A 21,765-nucleotide genomic window follows, 5' to 3' on the forward strand; every position below is an offset into this window, starting at 1 on the left:
GTTGCCGGTCCGGCCCGCACGCCAACCGCGTCAAGCGGCCCGCGCATCATCGTTCGTCGCGCGGCGTCAGGTTTTGCGGTTCTCGTAGGACGTATCCAGCACATCGTCCTCGGGCGTGATGACGCCGGGTTCTCCAGGTTGCGCAATGGCGCGTCCGTCGCGTGGCATGCCTGCCACTTGCTTGCTCTGATCCGGCATCGGTAGCGTTTCCGTACCTTTGCGCGGGTCGGTGGGCGGGCGTGGGTCAACGGCCTTGGGGTTGGCCGGGGCTTGGGGGTCGGGGGCAGTTTTCAACATGGCTCTTGCTCCGCTTGCGGGCGTCCCAGGATGGCGACGCGCCTGTGTACCTGCGGTTTATCTTAGACCTTGAGCGCGCGCTCGCAGCCATCTGGCCTGTCACGTTTGCAAGGGGCTGTTGCAGCAGCGGAACCTTATAATTCCGGCTCCTCGCCGATACGCGGCCAGGCCTGTGCAATGCGCTTGCTCACCCCTTTGCCCACCCCTTCGCGACATCTATCCTTGACCGAATCCGTCGAACGCTCCGTCCATACCGAACTCGTCGCCGTGCTGGTGGCCGTGACCAACGGCGAGCCGCGCGTGTTGACCACGGATGACGCAAGCGCCTTGCCGGCCGGGCCGTTTGAACTATCGCATCGCTCTTTACAGGCGGGCCTGCGCGCCTGGGTGGAAACGCAGACGCATCATCCGCTGGGCTATGTGGAACAGCTCTACACCTTTGCCGACGGCGATCGATCCGACGAGTCGGGTGCGCGCGTCATGTCGGTCAGCTATCTGGGCCTGACGCGCGAAGCCGGCGAAACCGGCGTGGCACAGGTTGGCTGGCAGGACTGGTACCGTTATTTCCCGTGGGAAGACCGGCGTGCCGGCGCGCCCGCGCTGGTCGAGGATCTGATCGTGCCGTGGTTGGCGCAATGGTGTGAGGCCACCGCCGACCCCGCCGTGCGCACGCGCCGCCAGCAGCGTGCCGCCATTACCTTCGGCCTGGACGGCGCCGCCTGGAACGAGGACATGGTGTTGCAGCGCTACGAGCTTTTGTTCGAAGCCGGAGCAGTGCCCGAGGCGGCACGGCGAGGTCATGGCGACGGCAAGGCCGTGTTGCCCGGTGAACCGATGCGCCACGACCACCGCCGCATTCTGGCGACCGGCATCGCGCGCCTGCGCGCCAAGATCAAATACCGCCCCGTGGTGTTTGAATTGATGCCGGCTCAATTCACCTTGCTGCAACTGCAATTGGCGGTCGAAGCCTTGGCGGGCAGGGCACTGCACAAGCAGAATTTCCGTCGCCTGATCGAGCAGCAGGCACTGGTGGAAGAAACCGGCGAGATGGCCACGGGCACGGCGGGCCGGCCTGCCAAGCTGTTCCGTTTCCGGCGCGACGTGCTGCTGGAACGCGCCATTGCCGGCAGCAAATTGCCCTTGTCCCGCACCTTGTGACGCTTGACAAGGCTTATGCTCGTATTTAGCATAACTAGTGCGCAATCTCTGCGCGCCTTTTTTTAACTCATAAATACTCAAAATGAGCATTAATGCCGAAGTGCCTTCGAATGCCTTTCGCCTGACGGTTCCGCCTCTGCCGGATGTCATGCTCTTGCCGCTGGTTCAAGCAGCCTTGCTTGAAGACCTGGGCCGCGCTGGCGACTTGACCACCGATGCCATCGTGCCGGCCGACGCCGTCGCGGAAACGCGCCTGGTGTCCCGCCAAGAGGGCGTATTGGCCGGTTTGGATATGGCGCGCCTGGCTTTTCAAACCATGGATCCGCAAATCAAGTTCAGCGCATCGCTACGCGACGGCGCCGACCTGTCGCCCGGGACCGAGATTGCGCGTTTGCATGGCAACGCCCGGGCGATGCTGACCGCGGAGCGGGTGGCGCTGAACTTCCTGTGCCACCTGAGCGGCGTGGCCAGCGCCACGGCGTCGATTGCACGGGCCATTTCGGGCTACGGCGCGCGCGTTACCTGCACCCGCAAGACCCTGCCCGGCTTGCGCGCCGTGCAGAAGTACGCGGTGCGAGTGGGCGGCGGCAGCAACCATCGCTTCGGCCTGGATGACGCCGTGCTCATCAAAGACAACCACATTGCACTGGCGGGCGGCGTGGCCAACGCCGTACAGCGTGCGCGAGCGGGCGTGGGCCACATGGTCAAGATCGAGTTGGAGGTGGACACGTTGGCGCAATTGGAAGTGGCGCTGTCGCTAGGCGTGGACGTGGTGTTGCTGGACAACATGAGCCTGGACGACTTGCGGCGCGCCGTCGACATGGCCCGGGGCCGCGCGGTTACCGAAGCCTCGGGCCGCATCACCCCCGAGACCGCCGCCGAGGTGGCCGCCACCGGCGTGGACCAGATTGCGGTCGGCTGGCTGACCCACAGCGCCAAGGTGCTGGACATTGGCCTGGACGCCTGAGAGCCCGATATGAAAAACCTGCTTCGACTTTGCCTTGCGCTGTGCGCGGTTCCGCTGGCGTCCTGCGGTAATTCTCCGTCGGGCGATGCGGCGACCGACGCCACCTACCCCGATCACGCCATCACGATCGTGGTGACATTTCCGCCCGGCGGCGGCACCGATCTGCTGGCGCGCCGCATTGGCGCCAGTCTGCAGGAAGAGCTGGGCCAGCCGGTGATCGTCGAGAACCGGCCCGGCGCAAGCGGCAATATCGGCGCGCGCGCCGTGGCCGAAGCGCCGCCAGACGGCTATACGGTGTTGATGGTGAACAGTTCATTCGCCATCAATCCGGGGGTCTATCGGAACCTGGATTTTTCGCCCAAGCAGGATTTTGCCGCTGTGATCAACGTGGCGTTCGTGCCGTCCGTCTTCGTGGTGCCGGCCGCATCACCGCTGCAAACCTTGGGCGATGCACTGGCCGTGGCCGTGCCGGGCCAGCCCTTGCCATTCGCGTCGTGCGGCAACGGCACGCCTCAACACCTGGCTGGGGAAATGCTGGCGCGATCCAGCGGCGCCGTGTTGCAGCAAGTGCCCTACAAGGGATGTGGCCCTGCGCTGAAAGATGTGACGGCCGGTCAGGTGGCGATGGGTATCGTGACGGCGTCCAGCGCGGCGCCGCTGATTGCCGCCGGCAAGCTGCGCGCGTTGGCGGTGACATCGCCGGCACGTTCGCCGCTGATGCCCACCGTGCCCACGGTTGCCGAAGCGGGCATTGCGGGCTACGCGCTGGACCAGTGGCATGGTTTGCTGGCGCCAGCGGCCACGCCGCGAGCGGTGGTCGACAAGCTGAACGCCGCCGTGACGAAGATCGTGCGGCGGCCCGAGACGCAAGCCGCGCTGCGCGAGCAAGGTTTCACGCCCGCCAGCAGCACACCGAAAGAGTTCCAGTCGATGATCAACGCCGACATCGACCGCTATACGGCGTTGACGGAATCCATCGGTCTGCGCGCGGATTGAAAGATCGTGGGGTTTGATGGCGTCGGCGCGGCGCCGACGCCATCTCAGCCGTTCAGGCGACCGCGCTCTTGGCGTGCTGTTCCAGCTTTTCCTTCAAGCCGGGTTCCAGCTTGAGCTGACGCGCCAATTCGTCCAGGTAGGCGCGTTCCATATAGCTTTCCTCGTCCACGACGAGCAGGCTGGCCAGATACATTTCAGCGGCCATTTCGGGCGTCTTGGCGGACTGGGCCACCGACGCAGGGTCCAGCGGCCGCGACAATTCCGTTTCCAGCCACTGGCGGTCTTGGGCATCGGATGACAGCTTGGCCAATTCGGTTTCGAGCAGGCCGCGTTCTTCGGGGCCGATGTGGCCGTCGGCCTTGGCCGCGCCGATCATGGCGGTCAAGACGGCATTGCTGTGCTGCTCGGCCTCGGGCGCGGGCAGGCGGTCCAGGGTTTGAGGGGGCGCGGCTTGTGCGCCACCGGCCTGGTTGCGCTGCCAGTCGCCATAAGCGCGATAGGCCAGCGCGCCCAGCGCGGCCATGCCGCCATACATGGCGACTTTGCCGCCGATCTTGCGTGCCTTCTTGCTGCCCATCAACAAGCCCAACGCGCCCGCGCCCAGCGCACCGCCGCCCAGACCGGTCAAGAACGAAGCCTTGCCGCCGCCAGCGCCGCCCGTCGCGCCTTGCACGCGGTTGGTGGCGTCCGAAAGCAGGCCTTGGCCCGATTGCAGCAATTGATCAAGAAGTTGTCTGGCGCTCATGCGTCCCCCTAAGTCAGTTCGTGAATTGCGGATAGGGATATCCGACCGACGGCGCGAAAATAAGTTCAGCCTGCCGTCAGGTGTCGGTGACATCGGCGGATGCTACAAATTGGCCTTGCGGCGTCCGCAACGGATGCCGAACCCAGGAGATCGAATTCATGAGCATCCGCGTCCACCAGAATGCGCCCAATACATTGCAATTCACCGCTACGGCCGAGGGCCACGACTTGCCGCTGGCAATGCCGCACCCGCAAGGCGAGGGCCCGGATCCGCATGATTATTTCGATACGGCGCTGGGCGGTTGCAAGGCAATGACGCTGATGGTCTACGCACAGCGCAAGGGGTTGCCCCTGACGTCGGTGGATGTGGAGGTGGTGCGCGATGCTAGCGAAGAGCGCAAGGGCGTGTACCGCCTTACCGCCCAACTGACGTTGCACGGTGAACTGTCGGACGCCCAGATCGACGAGCTGCTGAAGGTGGCAGAGAAATGCCCGATCCACAAGTTGATGACGGCCGTGGACGTGCAGGTGTCCACGCTGGTGGCGCGGCCGGCTTGAACCGGCCGTGGGGCGGGGGAAGCCGCCCCGCCCAAGGCAAGAATCAGTCTTCCATGCCCGGGACGACGGTCGAGAAGCCGGCGTCCACATGGGTGATTTCGCCGGTGACGCCGGCGGCCAGATCCGACAGCATGAACGCCGCCACGTTGCCTACGTCGTCAATGGTGACGTTGCGGCGCAGCGGCGCCTGCGATTCCACGAACTTCAGGATGGACGAGAAGTCCTTGATGCCGCTTGCGGCCAGCGTCTTGATGGGACCGGCCGAAATGCCGTTGGCGCGAATGCCGCGCGGGCCAAGCGCCGTGGCCAGGTAACGCACGCTGGCTTCCAGCGACGCCTTGGCCAGACCCATGGTGTTGTAGTTGGGAACCACGCGTTCGGCACCCAGGTAGGTCAGGGTCAGCACCGAGCCATTGCGGCCTTCCATCAGCGGCAGCGCGGCCTTGGCCATGGCGGCGAAGCTGTAGGCGGAAATGTCGTGGGCGATGCGGAAGCCTTCGCGCGACAAGCCGTCAAGGAAATTGCCGGCGATGGCTTCGCGGGGGGCGAAGCCGATGGAATGCACCAGGCCGTCCAGGCCGTCCCAATGTTGGGCCAGCTCGGTGAACGCGCCTTCAATCTGGCTGTCTTCGGCCACATCGCAGGGCAGCACGATCTTGCTGCCGAATTCAGCAGCGAATTCGACCACGCGATCCTTGAAGCGGTCGCCCACGTAGGTGAACGCCAGTTCGGCGCCTTGCTGGTGGCAGGCGCGCGCGATGCCGTAGGCGATGGATCGGTTTGAAAGCACTCCCGTAACGAGAATGCGCTTGCCGGCGAGAAAGCCCATGATGGTTCCTTTAGTTTTTTTCCTGCAGAAAGACCGCCCATTTTAAGGAGTTTGGCGGCTTCCGCGTACGTGTAAAAACGGCGCCCCACTGGGGGCGCCGTTCTGTGTTGACGAGCGGCGAATATCAGCCGCGGGCGTTGGTGCCCGGCACACGCAAAGGCGTGCCGATCTTCAGGGCGCTGCCCTTGATGTTGTTCAAGGCGCGCAGGGTGTTGACCGAGGTGCCGTATTGCTTGGCCAATGAGAACAGCGTGTCGCCCTGACGCACCTTGTGGGTGCGCACATTGGGGCGTGCGCTGGCGACGCGGGCGGCGGGGGCCGGCGCGGCGCGGCCACGCGGGGCGGCTGCCTTGTTGTCGGACGGCGCCTGCTCCAGCGCGCCCACTGGCGCTGCCAGCGACGCCAGTTGCACGCCACCGTTGCCGGGTTCGCCGGGTACCAGCAGCGCCTGGCCCGACGCCGACTTCTGGCGTGAGCTGATGTCGTTGGTTTCGCGCAGCTCGGCCAGCGTCACGCCAAAGCGCTTCGCGATCGAGGCGTAGGATTCCCCACGGCGCGAGTGATAGATCTTCCAGGCGCTCAGGTCGCCCTTGTAGTTCGTGAGGTTGGCGTTGAAGATTTCGACGCGGTCGGCCGGCAGCAGCAGGGTCGGGCCGTGGTCGCCACGGATGACCGGGCGGTTGAACGACGGGTTCAGCGCCTTGAATTCGTCCAGCGGCATTTCGGCCAGCTTGGCGGCGATTTCAACGTCGATGTCGCTGTTTTTCTGCACCGTCACGAAGTAGGGCGTGTTGCCCACGGGGGGCAGCGACACCGCGTAGCGTTGCGGGTCGGCGATGATGTTCTTGATGGCCTGCAGCTTGGGCACGTAGTTGCGGGTTTCGCTGGGCATGTTCAGGGACAGGTAGTCCGTGTTTTGGCCAGCCGCTTCGTTCTTGGCCATGGCGCGCTGCACCGAGCCTTCGCCCCAGTTGTAGGATGCCAGCGCCAGGTACCAGTCGCCCTGCATTTCAAACAGCTTTTCCAGATAGTCCAGCGCGGCGTTGGTCGACGCGATGGGGTCGCGGCGTTCGTCGCGCCACCAGTCCTGCTTCAAGTTGAAATGCTGGCCGGTGGCCGGCACGAACTGCCACAGGCCGGAAGCCTGGGCGCGCGACAGGGCGGTGGGGTTGTAGGCGCTTTCCACAAAGGGCAGCAGCGCCAGTTCCGTGGGCAGGCCGCGGCGGTTGATTTCGTCGACGATGAAGTACAGGTACTTGCCCGCGCGTTCGGCCATGCGCTGAACGGACTCGGGGTGGGACGCGTAGTACTCGGTCCACTGCTGCGAGAGCTCGGTGTTCAGGTTGGGAATGGCGAAACCGCGGCGGATGCGGTCCCAGGCGTCGCTCGGCGGGTTGGTCAGGTCAACCGTTCGGGACGTATCCCGGGCGATGTAACGCCCTTGGGAATTGGTGGTGAGGTTTTTGTCGGGGGCTTTAGTTCCTGCGCAACCGGCGAGGACTGCCACCATGAGCGGCAGAAGGAGTCGGGATAGATTCATCAGGCGGTCACTTGAAATCGTTCTTCCATTCACGCAGGGAGGCAAAGACCTCTACCGGCGTAGGTTGATTGTGTCCGGCCCAGCTGGCTGCGGCACGGATGACGTCGACTTGCTGCGTACGCAGAAACGGGTTCGTCGCGCGTTCCTGGCCGATCGTCGACGGAAGCGTGGGAAGTCCTTCTGCTCGTAATTGCTGGGCTCGCTGATACCACTGAAGCAGGGTGCGATTGGCGGGATCCACAGCCAATGCCCAGCGCAAGTTCGCTAGAGTGTACTCGTGCGCGCAAAAAACCTGTGTATCTGGCGGTAAAACGGAAAATTTTTCCAAGGAATCATGCATTTGCGCGGGAGTTCCCTCGAAAAGCCGACCACAGCCCCCGGCAAACAGCGTGTCGCCACAGAACAGAACCGGTTCTATTCCGGCCGCCCGGCCGGTGTAAGCGATGTGCCCGGCGGTGTGCCCCGGCACATCCAGCACGCGCAGGTCCAGGTCCAGTTCGGGCAGCGCCACGCGGTCGCCTTCGGTCAGCGCGACATCGCAGCGCGGCAGGCGTTCACGGGCGGGTCCGTATACGGTAAGGTCCGCCATGCGTGACAATTCAAGCACGCCGCCCACATGGTCGCCATGATGGTGCGTGAGTAGAATGGCGCGCAGCCTCAAGCCTTCCTGCTCCAGCCATTGCAATACCGGGCCCGCTTCGCCCGGGTCCACCACGGCGGCGTTTTCGCCACGGACGATGGCCCAGATGTAGTTGTCGGTAAAGGCGGGTAGAGGCAAGACCGCGGCATGTTGCTCGCGGCCGCCTGCGGGGGCGGTCAAGGCTTGCATGAGATTCGAAGGAATAGAACGTGGCAGAAGAAACTCCGCCGATTGTAGAACTGGCCGAATGGTTCCAGACGCCACCGGGGCAGTACGCCCTGGCCTGGGAACGAGCCCAGTTCGACGCGGCTGTCGCGGATGTGTTTGGCTATTATGCCTGGCAGGTCGGCCTGGCCGACATGAATCTGCTGCGCGCCAACCGCATGCCTTTCAAGGGCTATGTGGGCACTGAAACCCCGTCGGCGGAAAGCGTGGCTGACTGGCAGTCGCGGGTGGTGCTGGCCGAACCCGAGGCCCTGCCATTCGAATCCCAAAGCGTGGACCTGCTGATCCTGCCGCATGCCTTTGAATGCACGCAGGACCCGCACAATGTGCTGCGCGAGGTCGAGCGCGTGCTGGTGCCGGAAGGGCGGGTGGTGATTTCCGGCTTCAACCCCTGGAGCATGTGGGGCGCGCGCACGCGTATGCCCGGCATGGAACCCTGGCTGCCGCAGCCGCCCTCGTCGCAGGTGTCTTTGGCGCGCCTGAAAGACTGGTTCAAGCTGCTGTCGCTGGAAGTCGAAGAGAGCCAGTTCGGCTGCTATGCGCCCGCCTGCCGCAGCGAAAAATGGTTGCAGCGCTGGGGCTTCCTGGAGCCGGCCGGCGCCCGCTGGTGGAGCCGGGGCGGCGCGGTGTATATGGTGTCGGCCGTCAAGCGCGTGGCCGGCATGCGTATCATCGGGCCGGCCTGGAAGACCAAGCCCAAGCGCGCGCGTGCCGCTTCCGTGGTGGTCAACCGCCAGGCGGACGACGGCTTCGATCGCTCTTGATAGCGGCAGCGCACGTTTCACTTTGCACGAACAAGGACTACAAAGCAGCACCATGCAGGACAACAAAGCGATCGACCAGAAAGTGGAAATGTGGACCGACGGGGCTTGCAAGGGCAATCCCGGTCCGGGCGGCTGGGGCGTCTTGCTGCGCGCCGGTGGCCACGAGAAAACCTTGCATGGCGGAGAACTCCAGACCACCAACAACCGCATGGAGCTCATGGCCGTCATTGAAGGCCTGCGGGCGCTCAAGCGCACTTGCGTCGTCACCATCCACACGGACTCGCAGTACGTGATGAAGGGCATGACCGAGTGGCTGGTGAACTGGAAGCGCCGTGGCTGGATGACCGCCGAGAAGAAGCCAGTGAAGAACGCCGAACTGTGGCAGGCGCTGGACGAGCAGGTGCAGCGGCACCAGGTGTCGTGGCGCTGGGTGCGCGGCCACACGGGTGACGAGGGCAACGAGCGCGCCGACCAGTTGGCGAATCTGGGCGTGGAAGTGGCCCGGCGGGCCTGAGGGCATCGGTGAATACCCTGAAATCCGCCTGATGAGGCGGATTTAGTTCTTTCATCCGGCTTCTGGATTGTTCCAGTATGTAAATTCGGGTGCTACAGTGCCTTCCCCCATTCCAGTTCCTGCGGCGTCGTCCAAGTGGGGAATCCGGGGCGCGCCGCATCAAAGCCACATTCGCGCATGAAAAAAGCTGTACTGCTGGCCGCCGTTGCGGCCGGGTTGGCCGTGGGGGCCGCGTTGGGTGTTTTCGTGCCGCGATGGCTTGCGCCCGCACCAACTCCGCCCACCCAGAGCGCCGCCCAGCCCGTTACTGCGCCTTCCGCTCCTGTTCGGGTCGAGGTTGCCGCCGTCAAGGAAGTTCCATTCGCGCGCGGCCTGTCCGCCGTGGGCAGCTTGCGGTCGGATGAATCCGTCGTGCTGCGGCCGGAAGTGGTGGGGCGGATCCAAGCCATTGAATTCAAGGAAGGCCAGCCGGTTACCCGGGGGCAGGTGCTCGTCCGGCTGGACGATTCCGTGCCGCGCGCCGAACTGGCGCAGGCGCGCGCGAACCTGACGCTGGCGCAAAGCCATTACCGGCGCGCCGTGGAATTGCAAGGCAAGGGTTTCGTCAGCCAGCAGGCGCGCGATGAGTCCGCCAGCACGCTGAAAGTGCAGGAGGCGGCTGTGGCGCTGGCGCAGGCGCGCCTGGACAAGATGACGATTTCGGCGCCGTTCGCCGGCATCGTGGGCTTGCGCAGCGTGTCCGTGGGCGACTACGTCAACCAGGGGCAGGACCTGGCGCCGCTGGAAGCGATCGACCCCTTGAAAGTGGACTTCCGCGTGCCCGAAATGTACTTGAGCAAGGTGCGCGTGGGCCAGCAACTGACGCTGCGCCTGGATGCGCTGCCGGGGCAGGAGCGCCAAGGGCAAGTCTATGCCGTCAGCCCGCTGGTTGACGCGGGTGGCCGGTCCATCCTGCTGCGCGCCACGGTGGCCAACAACGACGCCGTGCTGCGCCCCGGCATGTTCGCCCGCGTGCAGTTGCTGTTCAATCAGGACAAGGCGCTGGTGGCGCCGGAAGCCGCATTGTCGCCGTCGGGTGAAACGCAGTACGTTTACCGGGTCAGGGACGGCAAGGCCGAAAAGCGCGAAGTCACCATCGGCGAGCGCCGCGAAGGCCGCGTGGAAATCCTGACCGGCGTGGCGGCGGGCGACCAGCTTGTGGTGGCGGGCATACAGCGCGTGACGGACGGCGCCGCCGTCAACGTCGTCGGCGGCGGCTCGTGAGCGCGACTCCTCTCTCTTTTTAGCGGTGACGCAATGCGTATCTCGGAAACCTGCATCAAGCGGCCGGTGTTTGCGTCGGTTCTGTCGCTGATCATTGTCCTGATCGGGCTGATCTCGTATTCGCGCCTGACGGTGCGCGAATATCCGAAGATCGACGAACCCATCGTCTCGGTGGATACGACCTACAAGGGCGCCTCGCCCGAGGTGATCGAATCCCAGGTGACCAAGCCGCTGGAAGACCAGTTGGCCGGCATCGAGGGCGTAAACGTGATGACCTCGCGCAGCCGCTCCGAACGCAGCCTGATCAACATCAAGTTCAACCTGTCTCGCGACCCCGACGCGGCGGCCGCGGAAGTGCGGGACAAAGTCTCGCGCGCGCGGCGTTTTTTGCCCGATGAGATCGACGAGCCCATCATCGGCAAGGTCGAGGCCGATTCCCAACCCATCATGTACATCGCGGTGGAAGCGGGATCGTATTCGGCGATCCAGACGTCCGACTACATCAACCGCTACATCAAGACCCGGCTGTCCGTGCTGCCGGGGGCGGCGGAAGTGCGTGTGTTTGGTGAACGCCTGCCGTCGATGCGCATCTACGTGGACCGCGACAAGCTGGCCGCTTACGGCTTGACCGTGCAAGACGTGGAAGCCGCGCTGCGCAGCCAGAACGTGGAGATTCCGGCCGGGCGCATTGAATCGCGGGCCCGTGAGTTTTCGGTGGTGTCATCGACCGACCTGCAAACGCCCGCGCAGTTCGAAGACGTGATTGTCGCGAACGTGAAGGGTTACCCGGTACGCCTGCGCGACGTTTCCACGGTGGAGATCGGCGCGGCCAACGACCGCATACTGTCGCGCTTCAACGGCAAGCCCGCCATCAATATCGGGCTTACCAAGCAATCCACCGCCAACCCGCTTGAGCTTTCCAAGGCGGCTCGCGAGGAGGTGGCGCGGCTGAACGAGACGCTGCCGGCGGGCATGAAGCTGAACATCGCGTACGACTCGTCGGTGTTCATCGAGCGTTCCATCGATTCCGTGTTCCACACCATCGGCGAGGCCATCGTCCTGGTGGTGCTGGTGATCTTTTTCTTTCTGCGCAATCTGCGCGCCAGCATCATCCCCATCGTCACCATTCCTGTCTCGCTGGTGGGGGCCTGCGCGCTGATGTACCTGTTCGGATTCTCGATCAACACGCTCACGCTGCTGGCCATGGTGCTGGCCATCGGGCTGGTGGTGGATGACGCCATCGTGGTGCTGGAGAACATTTTCCGACACATCGAGGAAGGCATGCCGCGCAAGGAAGCGGCGCTGCGTGGGTCCAAGGAAATCGGGTTCGCCGTGGTGGCCATGACGATGACGCTGGTGACCGTGTACGCGCCGTTGGCGTTTGCCACGGGCCGCACCGGGCGGCTGTTCATTGAATTCGCGTTGGCGCTGGCCGGCGCGGTGCTGGTCTCGGGTTTCGTGGCCCTGACGCTGACACCCATGATGTGCTCGGTGCTGCTGCGCCATCAAAGCAGCCACAACCGCTGGTACAACCTGATCGAAGGCTGGCTTAACGCCTGGAGCAACGGCTATCGCCGCCTGCTGGGTGCGTCGTTGCGTCATCGTTGGCTGGTGGTGGTGATTGGCGTGGCGGTGGCGGCGGGCAGCGGCGTGCTGTTCAAGGTGGTGAAAAGTGAATTGGCGCCTGTGGAAGACCGTGGCGTGGTGTTCGGCATCGTCAATGCGCCCGAAGGCGCCACGCTGAATTACACGCTGGACAGCATGCTGGGCATCGAGAAGTTCTATGCAGATATTCCCGAGGCCAGCGGCAGCCAGGTCACGGTGGGCTTTCCCACCGTGACGGACGGCACCGCCATCCTGCGCCTGAAGCCTTGGGAAGAGCGCGGCCGCAAGCAGCAGGAAATCACCCGGCAGTTGCAGCCACAGTTCGCATCCCTGCCCGGCGTGCGGGCATTTCCCACCAATCCGCCGTCACTGGGCCAGTCTGCCCGGTCCAAGCCGATCGAATTCATCATCATGAGCCAGGCGTCCTACCCGGAATTGGCGCGTCTGACCGAGGTCTTCCTGACCGAACTGCGCAAGTATCCCGGCTTGCTCAACCTGGATACGGACCTGCGCTTGAATACCCCTGAATTGCGGGTGCGGGTGGACCGCGACAAGATGGCCGACGTGGGCGCCAACGTGGATACCGTGGGCCGCACGCTGGAGTCCATGCTGGGCGGGCGCCAGGTCACGCGCTACAAGGACGAGGGCGAGCAGTACGACGTGATCGTGCAGGTGACGCCGCGCGACCGTGCCAACCCGACGGATATTTCCGGCATCTACGTGCGGGCGCGCGACGGCAGCATGGTGCAGCTGGATAACCTGCTGGGCGTGCATGAAGGCGTGTCGCCGCAGTCGCTGAACCACTTCAACCGCCTGCGAGCGGTAAAGATCGATGCGGCGGTCGCGCCGGGTTACGCGCTGGGCGAGGTGCTGACGCACATGCACCAGGTGGCGCGCGACGTGCTGCCCAACACCATCATCACGGACCTGGACGGCCAGTCGCGCGAGTTCCGCGATTCCTCGGGCAGCATCTATCTGGTCTTCGCCATGGCGCTGGCCTTCATCTACCTGGTGCTGGCCGCGCAGTTTGAAAGCTGGCGCAACCCCTTCATCATCATGCTGTCGGTGCCGCTGTCCATGACGGGGGCGTTGCTGGCGCTGTGGCTGACGGGCGGCACGCTGTCGATCTACAGCCAGATCGGCCTGATCACGCTGGTGGGTTTGATTACCAAGCACGGCATCCTGATCGTGGAATTCACCAACCAGTTGCGCGACGAAGGCAAGGAGCTGTTCACCGCCGTGATCGAGGCCAGCGTGCTGCGGCTGCGCCCCATTCTGATGACGACGGGGGCGATGGTGTTGGGCACCGTGCCGCTGGCCTTGTCCACGGGCGCGGGGGCCGAGTCGCGTCAGCAGATCGGCTGGGTGCTGGTGGGCGGGCTGTTGCTGGGTACACTACTGACCTTGTTCGTCGTGCCGGTGGCCTATACGCTGATTGCCACCGCACGCAAGAAACCCGGCCATGCCGGTAGCGCGGAGCACCCGCCGGCCCACCCGCCGGGTGCCCACACGCCGCCGTCTTCGGCCAACGCAGCGTCGGAATAAGTAATGCGCCAGATCATCTTTGACACGGAAACCACCGGACTGGACCCCGCACAGGGTCACCGCATCGTTGAGATCGGCTGTGTGGAACTGGTCAACCGGATGCCCACGGGCAATAACCTCCATATCTACCTGAACCCGGACCGCGATAGCGACCCCGAGGCCTTGGCCGTGCACGGGCTGACGACGGAGTTCCTGTCCGACAAGCCGCGCTTTGCCGAGGTGGCGGACAAGTTCGTCGAGTTCATCCAGGGCGCGGAACTGATCGCGCACAACGCCGCGTTCGATGTGAAGTTCTTCAACGCCGAACTGGCCAAGACGGGCCGCGGCCCGATCTCGGAATTCTGCGAGACGATTACCGATTCGCTGCTGCACGCGCGGTCGCTATTCCCGGGCAAGCGCAATTCGCTGGACGCCCTGTGCGACCGCTTCGGCATTTCGAACGCGCACCGCACGCTGCACGGCGCATTGCTTGACTCGCAATTGCTGGCGGAAGTGTGGCTGGCCATGACGCGCGGGCAGGACGCATTGCTGATCGATGTCGACGACAACGATGGCGCGGGCAGCGACGGCATCGTGCTGGCGAAGTTTGACGCGTCGGGGCTGATCGTGTTGAAGGCCAGCGATGAAGAGCTGGCCGAGCATGACGCCTATCTGGCCGCGCTGGACAAGTCGGTGGGTGGCGAGTGCGTGTGGCGCAAGCTGGATGCGCCGGTGGCGGCGGCGTAAATAATCGCCGCAGTCCGCTTGCGCACGTTTTTAAATCTATGCTATTATTTCGCCTCTTTCAGGGTGGTTAGCTCAGTGGTAGAGCACTGCCTTCACACGGCAGGGGTCACAAGTTCGAAACTTGTACCACCCACCAAAGACCCTTGGAAGGCTGCGCGGGAATCAATTCATTGCCATGAATTCATTGCTGTTGCCGCCCAAGCCAAATGTCATTTGGAACCAGCAAACCAGTTGAAAAACTGGAGAGCGAAGAAAGAAAAAAAGAAAGGAAAAAAAAGCAAAGCAAGCCAACCCTAACCGGTTGGCTTTTTTGTTTTCTTGACTTGGCGCAAGCATGGCGCTTGCCGTTGTGCGCCATCGTGTCCCCAGATCCCTATGATTGTTTTGCGGCAACTCGCGGAAGAGCATCCTTCAACGGCGCTTGTCCGTGCATAGGGAAGCGGCGCTTGTCGGCGCCTGGGAGACGTCCATGTATACCCACAACAACACCATATTGATCATTGTCGTCACGGGTGTGGCGATGATGTTGGTCGGTTTCGGCTTTCGCGACCGCAATATCGGAATGGGCCTGATGGGCGTTGGCCTGATCACGGCCATCGGCACCATCTTGTACAAGGCCTACATCACTTTTTATTAAGGCGCGCCAGCAGGGTATCCAACTGATTGGCGAACGCTTTGCGGTCGGCCTGGCTGAACGAGGACGGGCCGCCCGTATCGATGCCGGCGGCCCGCAGTTCTTCCATCATGTCGCGCACCGCCAGCCTTTCGCGGATGGTTTCAGGTGAATAGCGCTCGCCCCGCGGGTTGAGCGCCATCGCGCCTTTGGCCAGCACTTCGGCGGCCAGCGGAATGTCGGCGGTAATCACAAGGTCGCCGGGTTCCGCGCGTTCGACGATGTGCGCGTCGGCCACGTCAAAGCCGCGCGGCACCTGCACCGCGCGGATCAGCGGCGAAGGGGGCGTGAATAGCGCCTGGTTGGCCACCAAGGTCAACGGCACCTGCCAGCGCTGCGCCGCGCGGAACAAAATGTCTTTGATGACTACGGGGCAGGCATCCGCATCGACCCAGATGTGCATACAGGTTTATTCGCCCAAGGCTTTCTGCAGGACTTCAGCCACGATGTCATTCGTGGACACACCGCGCTCGGCCGCCAGGGCACGCAGCTTGTCGGCGTGCGCCTGCGACAGCTTCAGCGGAAACGGCACCAGGCCGGCCGCCTGATCCAGCTTGCGCTGTTCACGGCGGTCGGGCGCCTGTGACGCCACGCCGAAGCGGTCGGGGGTGGCGGACTGCTTGAGCTGGCCGGCCAATTTCAAGGCCTGGTTTTTTTGGAGGTCGAATTTATTCATGGGAATTCCTGATTAGGAGCGCAATCATAAGCGCATCCGCGATCAGTGCGGCTTGGCGTGCTCCAACCCCGCCAAACCTTCCTCGGCGCCGTCGTGCAGCGGCACGCTGAGGCCGCGTCGCGCATTGGCAACCGACACCTGCGCGCCCTGGGTCGAGCCGGCAGCGAGCAGGTCCTGCCCGGTCTGGTAGACGGCGCGCACCACCACCAGCGCTTCGTCGCGGGTGAGGTTTGCCGTAGTGAGCAACAGCGCCGCCGTGCCGACGGTGGTGACGGGCGCGGACTGGTTGGGATACGTGCCCGCCGCGATTTCCAAGGGCATCAGGTCGCTGTTGCTTGCCGTCAACGATTTGATCGCGGCAGGGTCCAGGGGCAGCAGCTTCAACTGCGCCTGGGTCAGCGCATCGCGCAACGGCGTGGCGGGCACGCCGATGACCTGAGCCGCCGCGTCCACCGTGCCGGCATTCAGCGCGGGCAGGGACGTGGCGAAAGGCGTGTCGGCCACCGTGTAGTCGCGCCCGGGTTGCAGCCCGTGGGCGGCCAGCACGGCCTCCAGCGTGGCGCGCACGGCGGAACCTTCCGGCCCCAGCGCAATGGTCTTGCCCTTCAGGTCGCGCACGCCCTGCAATGCGGGGTCATCGCGCACCACAATATGAACCAGTTCCGGATACAGGCTGCCCAGCGCGCGCAAGCTGCCGAATGGCCCCTGCGCGGCGAACGGGCCACGGCCTTCATAGGCCAGGCGCGCGGTGTCGGCTTGCGCCAGCCCCACCACCGCGTCGCCGCTGCGCAGCAGCGCGATGTTCTCGGCGCCGCCGCCAGTAATAAGCGGCGTTACGCGGATCTGGCGGGCGCGCGCCACGGCGCTGAGGGCGCGCGCGAATGCCACGTATTCGCCACCGTCGGGGCCGCCCGCCAGCGGGTAGCCTTGTTGCAGGCGCGCCAACCGGCCGTTGATGCGCGCGACCGAGCGTTCCAGTTCCTGCTGCACCACATTCTGTGCCGTGCTTGACGCGTTGTAGGCGACGGAATGGGTGATCTGGTCCAGGGCGTCCAGCAATCGCCGGGTGACGGGCGGCGGGGCGCCGGTGTCCAGCGACGGCGCTTCGGCTGCCTTGAAGCCCGCTGGCGTAATGCGTTTCCAGGTGTCGCCCTCTTGGCGATAGATGGCGCTGGCGTGGGCCACCAAACGGTCGCCGGCCTGGTTGCCGCCAGATTTCACGCCGATGATGCTGCGTGGCCCCGCGCCCAGCAAGGTCACCAGCGACGCGGCGCCGGGTTGGTCCCAGGCGCCCAACGCGATGTCGCGCCCCAGGGTCAGTTCGACGTCGTAATACACCACACGGCGGCTTTCGCCCGGGGGCGCATTGCTGTCGGCGGCGGAGCCACGGCGTTTCAGGTCCGTGATGCGGAACAGTCCCTCGCCATAGGTGGTTGCCAGGGCGGTGTTGACGTCGGTACGTAGCGCATCGGCGTCGGGTGCGCGGCCGCAAGCGGCCAGCATCAAGCAGAGCGCTATCAGGACAAGGCGTTTGAACATGGTCACATCCCTCCCACGAACGGCAAGGAGATCAAGGACGTCAGCACGATGACGTTCAAGATGTCGACCAGGAATGCGCCCGTGACCGGCACCACGATGAACGCCTCCGGCGCGGGGCCGTGCCGGCGCGTCAAAGCCTGCATGTTGGCGATGGCGGTGGCGGTGGCGCCCAGGCCGAAGCCGCAGAAAGCTGCCGACATGATGGCGGCTTCGTAGTCGCGCTTGAGCAGCCGGAACACCACCCAGGCGGCATAGAGCGCGCAGAACAGCGTTTGCACCAGCAGCATCAGGGCCAGCGGGCCGGCCAGCCGCGCCACGCTGGACAGGTCCAGCGTCATCATGGTCATGCCCAGGAAGAGCGACAGCGCGATGGTGCCGATGATTTCGGTGGCGCGGTCGTCCAGCTTCAGGCCCAGGCGCGCACCGCCGTTGCGGATGAGCACGCCGGTGGCCAGGCACCACAGGAAGTTGGGCAGGCTGACCGGTGCGCCTTCGACCAGCATCGCCAGATAGCCGCCCACCACAAGGCAGACAAACGCCGCCGTCATCGACACGATGAACGACCCGGCGGTGGCGGGTTCCGTGGGCTCGGCCAGGTCTGGCACCTTGTTGCCGGTATCTGCCTGCGGGTCCAGGCTGCCGGCCAGCTTGTGCCGGCGCATCAGCCATTCCGCCACCGGACCCCCCACCACGCCGCCCAGCACCAGACCCAAGGTGGCGGATGTCATGGCCAGCGCCATGACGTCCTGGATGTTGTTGAAGTCGGCAAAGCGGGTGGCGTAAGCGGCGCCGGTGCCATGCCCGCCGACCAGGGTGATGGTGCCGCCCAAGAGACCCATTAGCGGATGCATGTCCAGCAGCCAGGCCATGCCGAGGCCCACGGCATTTTGCAGGATCAGGAAAGGGATCAGCGCCAGTAGAAAGGCGATCAGGCGGGGGCCGCCCTTGGCCAGCAGTTTCAGGTTTGCGGTCAGGCCGATGCAGCCGAAGAACAGCAGCAGCAAGGTGGGCCGGATGCTGGTTTCCATCGAGACGGAAACGCCGCCCCAGTTAGCCAGGGCGTAGGCCAGGATGGCGAACAGCAGGCCGCCGACGATGGGGTCGGGAATGCTGTAGCGGCGCAGGATGCCGATGTGGGTGGTCAGCACGCGGCCGATGACAAGCACCAGGCAGCACGCTAGCAAAGATTGGACGGGCGAAAGCGAGATCATATAAACCTTCGCGCCCGCGGGGGCGCAGCAAGTCAGACTATCGGAACCGTTGCCGCCACATCACTGGATTGCGACCCTATATTACGACCGCGGATGTCGCGATGTATAGATGAGAAGCGGCAACGCGCCGGGCCTTGCGCTGCAAGGTCCGGGAAAGGGCGGCTACAGCGGGAGGCCGCGCGCCAGGTAGCGGGCTTGAGGGCCATAGCCCGCCAATTTGTCGGCCAAGGCCAAGTCGTTTTGATCGGGCGCGGCGGGCAGGGGGCGGTAGCCGTGGCGGTGCCAGTAGCTTGCCGCCGACGCCAGCGACACCAGGCTTGCGCGTTGTAGTCCGCATTCCACGGCGCGCGTGGCCGCCGTGTGCAATAGCGCACGGCCCACCCCCAGCCCCTGCGCGGCTGGCGCGACGGCGCAGTCGTGCAGGAACCAGTGGTCGGCTTGCGCGGGCAGCGCCGTCAACGCCACGCCCAGCGCGGGTGGTAACCCCGCGTCCCAGGGATACGAGATCAGATAGCCCAGCAGGGCGTCGTCATCTGACGCGCAAGCCACCCAGCAGTGATCGGGCGCGAGCAGCAAGCGATTCAAAAAGAACGCAGCGCTTTCCAGCAGAAAGTCGGGATAGGCAAGGGCCTGGGTATCCAAGATGCCGTCCACGTCGCTGGCCAGCATAGGTCGGACTCGGTATGGCATAACAACCTGTAAAGACGAAAACTGGCGCGCATTTTAACGATGTGGAGCGGGACACCGCGTCGCGCGGCGTGGTGAATCGGGGACGCATAGACGCGGTTGCGGGGCTGCCTTCAGCCGGTGGGCAGGCGCGCGCGGGGGCATTTCATGAAAATTCGACGCAGCGCCGCCCATACTTCGCGTCATTGCATTCCCTGCATTTCTAGACCACCGTCTTATGCATCTTCATTTCCGGTCTGATCCGATTCCTCAGCGCCCGCTGACCAAGCCGTACCCGCTGCAAACACCTTGGTCCGCGGGCGGGGCAGTCGTGTCCGCCAACGCACCAGACGTGGCGCCCGTCGTGGTGCCATATGACAGTAGTGTCTCTTGCGTGATTCCCTGCCTGAACGAAGCAGAGAATCTGCGCGTTTTGTTGCCGCTCTTGCGTGGCCGGCTGTCTGCGCTGTGCTCACGCTGGGAAATCATCGTGGCGGACGATGGCAGCACGGATGCCACGGAATCGCTGATGGCCGAATGGACGCAGCACGCGGGCTTTCGCTATGTGCAGTTATCGCGCAACTTCGGCAAGGAAGCCGCGTTGAGCGCCGGGCTGCAAGCCGCCATCGGCGACGCCGTGATCAGCCTGGATGCCGACCTGCAGCACCCGCCCGCCTTGATCGAACAGATGCTGGCCCGTTGGGCGGCGGGTGCGGAAATGGTCTATGCCGTGCGCGCGACCCGTCAGGACGAGTCTTGGCTCAAGCGATCCGGCGCACGCTGGTTCTACAAGCTGTTGAGCAGTGCGCGTGGTATCGATGTGCCGGCGCACGCGGGCGATTTCCGTTTGATGGATAGGGGCGTCGTGGACGCGCTGAACGCCTTGCCTGAACGTACCCGCTTCATGAAGGGCCTGTACGCCTGGGTCGGCTTCAAAGGCGAAGCGTTGCCCTACATCCCTGACGAGCGCATGCATGGCGACAGCCGCTTTGGCGGGCTGCGCCTGTTTCGCCTGGCATTGGACGGCTTGACGGCCTTTACCACCTGGCCGCTGCGGATGGTGAGCCTGGCCGGCGTGGTCTTCGCGTTGGCGGCGATGTCTTACGCGGCCTATCTGGTGGGTGATTACCTGCATTCAGGCAACCCCGTTTCGGGGTGGACGACCATCGTTACCGCTGTCCTTTTCTTTGCCGGCGTGAACCTGATTTCGCTGGGTGTCGTGGGCGAATACGTCGCGCGCATCTTTGACGAGGTCAAGGGGAGGCCGCTGTATGTGGTGCGGCAACGTCGTGGGCGGGCCATGGACGCCAGCACGGACGCCGGCAAGCCCGGCGGCTGACCTTGGCGCACTTCTGATCCCGGCGCGCATCGCTCAGGTGACGGGTCTGCGAAAGGCCCACAGCCGGCTCGCCACGAATGTGGCGACTGCCAGGCCGATCAGGATCAATGCCAGCAAAACGTCATAGCGGATGTTGGTGGTGTGCAGCAGCAACGCATACGCCGATTCATTGATGACGAAGCCCACGGCTGAAATCAAGAAGAAACGACGGATTGCTATGGTCCAGGGAATCTGGGCGTGTTGGAACGTCAGCCGATAGTGTCCCGCGAACGACACCGCGAAGGCGATCAGCCATCCGATCAGATTGGCGCCCAAGGGCGGCATGGCGACGGCCTCGACGCAGCCCACGGCAACCGCCCAATGGGTTGCAGCCGCGGCACATCCGACGGCGACAAAGAGGCTGATTTGGTGAAGCAAGGGGCGCATTGATGGCCGGCGTGAACAGGAAACTTGAGGTAATGCAATGAGCAAGCGAGTGATTGTCTGCGGCGACGATTTTGGCATGAATGCCGACATCGATGAAGCCATGATTGCACTGGCCGACATGCGCCGGATCAGCGCGGTAAGTTGCCTGGCGCTGGGGCCCACGTTTGCCGCCAACGCGCATCGCCTGCGCGATGGCAACGTCGATATCGGGCTGCATGTGAACCTGTCCGAATCGTTGGATGGCGGAGCCGAGCCCATGCCTTCCTTGGGTACGTTGATATTCAAGGCCTACGCGGGCCGGCTGGATGCGGGTTGGGTCCAGGCGCAACTGAATCGGCAGTTCGATGCGTTTGAAGCCGCGTTCGGCCGCGTGCCGGATTATGTCGACGGCCATCAGCACGTGCATCAGTTGCCGGGCATACGCGATCAGGTGCTGTCGCAGTTAAAGCGCCGCCAGGGCGCGCATCGACCCTGGTTGCGCCAGACGGCCCCCGGCATGCTTTGCGGCATTCCACTCAAGGAATCGATCAAGGCGCGCCTCATCGGGGCGCTGGGCGCGGGCGCGTTGGCACGCCAGGCCAGTCGGGATGGGTTGCGCACCAACCGCCGGCTGCTGGGCGTGTATGGATTCGAAGGCGGCAAGCGGCGTTATGCGGACCTGTTGCAGCACTGGCTGTTCAACGCGCGCGACGGCGACTTGCTGATGTGCCATCCCGCCATGCGCAGCCAGGACGGCAACCCGATGTCAAGCCAGCGCCGCGCCGAGTTCGACGTACTGGTCAGCCCGAAGCTCGGTGATTGGATGAACGCCAATGGCGTGCGGATCTCTCGACTGCCCGCGCATTGAATGGTGGCGGGGCGGGG

The 21,765-nt window shown here is 64.4% G+C and carries 24 protein-coding genes and 1 tRNA gene; 13 read left to right on the forward strand and 12 right to left on the reverse strand.

Features of this window, described 5'->3' with window-relative positions; genetic code table 11:
* Nucleotides 1–66: 66 nt before the first annotated feature.
* Nucleotides 67–297 carry a hypothetical protein gene (locus tag ELS24_RS03775; RefSeq protein WP_050447155.1) on the reverse strand — a complete coding sequence of 77 codons (231 nt, stop codon included), beginning with the start codon at nt 295–297 and terminating at the stop codon, nt 67–69.
* 177 nt (nt 298–474) lie between these two features.
* Here ELS24_RS03775 and ELS24_RS03780 point away from each other — a divergent pair, with 177 nt between their 5' ends.
* The 3 genes from ELS24_RS03780 to ELS24_RS03790 all read left to right on the forward strand — a co-directional run bounded on the left by ELS24_RS03780 (nt 475) and on the right by ELS24_RS03790 (nt 3,418).
* Nucleotides 475–1,455, forward strand: coding sequence for an NUDIX hydrolase (locus tag ELS24_RS03780; protein ID WP_127183439.1), 981 nt, complete (start codon nt 475–477; stop codon nt 1,453–1,455).
* 82 nt (nt 1,456–1,537) lie between these two features.
* A complete protein-coding gene (nadC, locus tag ELS24_RS03785; RefSeq protein WP_050447158.1) occupies nt 1,538–2,422 on the forward strand; it encodes a carboxylating nicotinate-nucleotide diphosphorylase in 885 nt (294 codons plus the stop codon).
* Between the two features lie 9 nt (nt 2,423–2,431).
* A complete protein-coding gene (locus tag ELS24_RS03790) occupies nt 2,432–3,418 on the forward strand; it encodes a tripartite tricarboxylate transporter substrate binding protein (protein ID WP_050447160.1) in 987 nt (328 codons plus the stop codon).
* Between the two features lie 52 nt (nt 3,419–3,470).
* Here the strand turns inward: ELS24_RS03790 and ELS24_RS03795 are convergent, their stop codons facing one another.
* Complete coding sequence (locus ELS24_RS03795; RefSeq protein WP_127183440.1) at nt 3,471–4,163, reverse strand: tellurite resistance TerB family protein; 693 nt, start codon at nt 4,161–4,163, stop codon at nt 3,471–3,473.
* A gap of 158 nt (nt 4,164–4,321) precedes the next feature.
* Between ELS24_RS03795 and ELS24_RS03800 the strand changes: the two genes are divergently transcribed.
* Nucleotides 4,322–4,720 carry an OsmC family protein gene (locus ELS24_RS03800; protein ID WP_050447162.1) on the forward strand — a complete coding sequence of 133 codons (399 nt, stop codon included), beginning with the start codon at nt 4,322–4,324 and terminating at the stop codon, nt 4,718–4,720.
* Between the two features lie 43 nt (nt 4,721–4,763).
* Here ELS24_RS03800 and fabI read toward each other — a convergent pair whose 3' ends face one another.
* The 3 genes from fabI to gloB form a co-directional block, all read right to left on the reverse strand.
* Nucleotides 4,764–5,549, reverse strand: coding sequence for an enoyl-ACP reductase FabI (fabI, locus tag ELS24_RS03805; protein WP_050447163.1), 786 nt, complete (start codon nt 5,547–5,549; stop codon nt 4,764–4,766).
* 124 nt (nt 5,550–5,673) lie between these two features.
* Nucleotides 5,674–7,089, reverse strand: a complete 1,416-nt coding sequence (locus tag ELS24_RS03810) for a transglycosylase SLT domain-containing protein (RefSeq protein ID WP_127183441.1) — start codon at nt 7,087–7,089, stop codon at nt 5,674–5,676.
* Nucleotides 7,090–7,096: 7 nt separating this feature from the next.
* Entirely contained in the window at nt 7,097–7,918 is an 822-nt protein-coding gene (gene gloB, locus ELS24_RS03815; RefSeq protein ID WP_127183442.1) for a hydroxyacylglutathione hydrolase, read from the reverse strand.
* Between the two features lie 20 nt (nt 7,919–7,938).
* Between gloB and ELS24_RS03820 the strand changes: the two genes are divergently transcribed.
* From ELS24_RS03820 to ELS24_RS03845, 6 genes are all read left to right on the forward strand, one after another.
* A complete protein-coding gene (locus ELS24_RS03820) occupies nt 7,939–8,718 on the forward strand; it encodes a class I SAM-dependent methyltransferase (protein ID WP_050449155.1) in 780 nt (259 codons plus the stop codon).
* Nucleotides 8,719–8,770: 52 nt separating this feature from the next.
* Entirely contained in the window at nt 8,771–9,232 is a 462-nt protein-coding gene (gene rnhA, locus ELS24_RS03825) for a ribonuclease HI (protein WP_050449156.1), read from the forward strand.
* A gap of 177 nt (nt 9,233–9,409) precedes the next feature.
* A complete protein-coding gene (locus ELS24_RS03830; RefSeq protein WP_050449157.1) occupies nt 9,410–10,495 on the forward strand; it encodes an efflux RND transporter periplasmic adaptor subunit in 1,086 nt (361 codons plus the stop codon).
* 33 nt (nt 10,496–10,528) lie between these two features.
* Nucleotides 10,529–13,645 (forward strand): efflux RND transporter permease subunit, encoded by a 3,117-nt coding sequence (locus ELS24_RS03835; protein WP_127183443.1) that lies wholly within the window; start codon nt 10,529–10,531, stop codon nt 13,643–13,645.
* 3 nt (nt 13,646–13,648) lie between these two features.
* Nucleotides 13,649–14,371 (forward strand): DNA polymerase III subunit epsilon, encoded by a 723-nt coding sequence (gene dnaQ / locus ELS24_RS03840; RefSeq protein WP_127183444.1) that lies wholly within the window; start codon nt 13,649–13,651, stop codon nt 14,369–14,371.
* Between the two features lie 61 nt (nt 14,372–14,432).
* Nucleotides 14,433–14,507, forward strand: a tRNA-Val gene (locus ELS24_RS03845).
* A 26-nt stretch (nt 14,508–14,533) separates the two neighbouring features.
* Here ELS24_RS03845 and ELS24_RS03850 read toward each other — a convergent pair.
* The gene (locus ELS24_RS03850) at nt 14,534–14,779 is read right to left on the reverse strand and encodes a hypothetical protein (RefSeq protein ID WP_127183445.1); all 246 of its coding nucleotides are present in this window, start codon (nt 14,777–14,779) and stop codon (nt 14,534–14,536) included.
* Nucleotides 14,780–14,840: 61 nt separating this feature from the next.
* Between ELS24_RS03850 and ELS24_RS30780 the strand changes: the two genes are divergently transcribed.
* Nucleotides 14,841–15,008, forward strand: coding sequence for a tellurite resistance TerB family protein (locus ELS24_RS30780; RefSeq protein ID WP_164741208.1), 168 nt, complete (start codon nt 14,841–14,843; stop codon nt 15,006–15,008).
* Here ELS24_RS30780 and ELS24_RS03855 read toward each other — a convergent pair.
* The 5 genes from ELS24_RS03855 to ELS24_RS03875 all read right to left on the reverse strand — a co-directional run bounded on the left by ELS24_RS03855 (nt 14,995) and on the right by ELS24_RS03875 (nt 19,139).
* On the reverse strand, nt 14,995–15,447 hold the full coding sequence (locus ELS24_RS03855) for a YaiI/YqxD family protein (RefSeq protein ID WP_050449160.1): 453 nt from the start codon (nt 15,445–15,447) through the stop codon (nt 14,995–14,997). The two genes, ELS24_RS30780 and ELS24_RS03855, sit on opposite strands and share 14 nt — an antisense overlap.
* A gap of 6 nt (nt 15,448–15,453) precedes the next feature.
* Nucleotides 15,454–15,720, reverse strand: coding sequence for a hypothetical protein (locus ELS24_RS03860; protein ID WP_006217385.1), 267 nt, complete (start codon nt 15,718–15,720; stop codon nt 15,454–15,456).
* A 42-nt stretch (nt 15,721–15,762) separates the two neighbouring features.
* Nucleotides 15,763–17,265: a TAXI family TRAP transporter solute-binding subunit gene (locus tag ELS24_RS03865; protein WP_050449161.1), complete on the reverse strand. Its 1,503-nt coding sequence runs from the start codon at nt 17,263–17,265 to the stop codon at nt 15,763–15,765.
* Entirely contained in the window at nt 17,262–18,470 is a 1,209-nt protein-coding gene (gltS, locus tag ELS24_RS03870) for a sodium/glutamate symporter (RefSeq protein ID WP_050449162.1), read from the reverse strand. Before gltS ends, ELS24_RS03865 begins: the two co-directional genes overlap by 4 nt.
* 162 nt (nt 18,471–18,632) lie before the next feature.
* Nucleotides 18,633–19,139 (reverse strand): GNAT family N-acetyltransferase, encoded by a 507-nt coding sequence (locus tag ELS24_RS03875; protein ID WP_127183447.1) that lies wholly within the window; start codon nt 19,137–19,139, stop codon nt 18,633–18,635.
* A 235-nt stretch (nt 19,140–19,374) separates the two neighbouring features.
* On the opposite strand from ELS24_RS03875, the gene ELS24_RS03880 reads away from it, so the two are divergent.
* Nucleotides 19,375–20,475, forward strand: a complete 1,101-nt coding sequence (locus tag ELS24_RS03880) for a glycosyltransferase family 2 protein (RefSeq protein WP_083447520.1) — start codon at nt 19,375–19,377, stop codon at nt 20,473–20,475.
* A gap of 33 nt (nt 20,476–20,508) precedes the next feature.
* Here the strand turns inward: ELS24_RS03880 and ELS24_RS03885 are convergent, their stop codons facing one another.
* Nucleotides 20,509–20,901, reverse strand: coding sequence for a GtrA family protein (locus ELS24_RS03885; protein ID WP_050449166.1), 393 nt, complete (start codon nt 20,899–20,901; stop codon nt 20,509–20,511).
* Nucleotides 20,902–20,938: 37 nt separating this feature from the next.
* Between ELS24_RS03885 and ELS24_RS03890 the strand changes: the two genes are divergently transcribed.
* A complete protein-coding gene (locus ELS24_RS03890) occupies nt 20,939–21,748 on the forward strand; it encodes a ChbG/HpnK family deacetylase (protein WP_050449167.1) in 810 nt (269 codons plus the stop codon).
* Nucleotides 21,749–21,765: the final 17 nt, after the last annotated feature.

The sequence above is a fragment of the Achromobacter spanius genome (assembly GCF_003994415.1).
Lineage (GTDB): Bacteria > Pseudomonadota > Gammaproteobacteria > Burkholderiales > Burkholderiaceae_B > Achromobacter > Achromobacter spanius_C.

Bases quoted from the DNA above. Each gene is read 5' to 3' on its own strand.
- ELS24_RS03775 (WP_050447155.1), bottom strand. From the start codon at position 297: ATGTTGAAAACTGCCCCCGACCCCCAAGCCCCGGCCAACCCCAAGGCC.
- ELS24_RS03850 (WP_127183445.1), bottom strand. From the start codon at position 14,779: ATGCTCTTCCGCGAGTTGCCGCAAAACAATCATAGGGATCTGGGGACA.
- nadC (WP_050447158.1), top strand. From the start codon at position 1,538: ATGAGCATTAATGCCGAAGTGCCTTCGAATGCCTTTCGCCTGACGGTT.
- ELS24_RS03830 (WP_050449157.1), top strand. From the start codon at position 9,410: ATGAAAAAAGCTGTACTGCTGGCCGCCGTTGCGGCCGGGTTGGCCGTG.
- ELS24_RS03800 (WP_050447162.1), top strand. From the start codon at position 4,322: ATGAGCATCCGCGTCCACCAGAATGCGCCCAATACATTGCAATTCACC.
- gltS (WP_050449162.1), bottom strand. From the start codon at position 18,470: ATGATCTCGCTTTCGCCCGTCCAATCTTTGCTAGCGTGCTGCCTGGTG.
- ELS24_RS03835 (WP_127183443.1), top strand. From the start codon at position 10,529: ATGCGTATCTCGGAAACCTGCATCAAGCGGCCGGTGTTTGCGTCGGTT.
- ELS24_RS03890 (WP_050449167.1), top strand. From the start codon at position 20,939: ATGAGCAAGCGAGTGATTGTCTGCGGCGACGATTTTGGCATGAATGCC.
- ELS24_RS30780 (WP_164741208.1), top strand. From the start codon at position 14,841: ATGTATACCCACAACAACACCATATTGATCATTGTCGTCACGGGTGTG.
- rnhA (WP_050449156.1), top strand. From the start codon at position 8,771: ATGCAGGACAACAAAGCGATCGACCAGAAAGTGGAAATGTGGACCGAC.
- fabI (WP_050447163.1), bottom strand. From the start codon at position 5,549: ATGGGCTTTCTCGCCGGCAAGCGCATTCTCGTTACGGGAGTGCTTTCA.
- ELS24_RS03780 (WP_127183439.1), top strand. From the start codon at position 475: ATGCGCTTGCTCACCCCTTTGCCCACCCCTTCGCGACATCTATCCTTG.
- dnaQ (WP_127183444.1), top strand. From the start codon at position 13,649: ATGCGCCAGATCATCTTTGACACGGAAACCACCGGACTGGACCCCGCA.
- ELS24_RS03810 (WP_127183441.1), bottom strand. From the start codon at position 7,089: ATGAATCTATCCCGACTCCTTCTGCCGCTCATGGTGGCAGTCCTCGCC.
- gloB (WP_127183442.1), bottom strand. From the start codon at position 7,918: ATGCAAGCCTTGACCGCCCCCGCAGGCGGCCGCGAGCAACATGCCGCG.
- ELS24_RS03875 (WP_127183447.1), bottom strand. From the start codon at position 19,139: ATGCTGGCCAGCGACGTGGACGGCATCTTGGATACCCAGGCCCTTGCC.
- ELS24_RS03860 (WP_006217385.1), bottom strand. From the start codon at position 15,720: ATGAATAAATTCGACCTCCAAAAAAACCAGGCCTTGAAATTGGCCGGC.
- ELS24_RS03880 (WP_083447520.1), top strand. From the start codon at position 19,375: ATGCATCTTCATTTCCGGTCTGATCCGATTCCTCAGCGCCCGCTGACC.
- ELS24_RS03855 (WP_050449160.1), bottom strand. From the start codon at position 15,447: ATGCACATCTGGGTCGATGCGGATGCCTGCCCCGTAGTCATCAAAGAC.
- ELS24_RS03795 (WP_127183440.1), bottom strand. From the start codon at position 4,163: ATGAGCGCCAGACAACTTCTTGATCAATTGCTGCAATCGGGCCAAGGC.
- ELS24_RS03885 (WP_050449166.1), bottom strand. From the start codon at position 20,901: ATGCGCCCCTTGCTTCACCAAATCAGCCTCTTTGTCGCCGTCGGATGT.
- ELS24_RS03790 (WP_050447160.1), top strand. From the start codon at position 2,432: ATGAAAAACCTGCTTCGACTTTGCCTTGCGCTGTGCGCGGTTCCGCTG.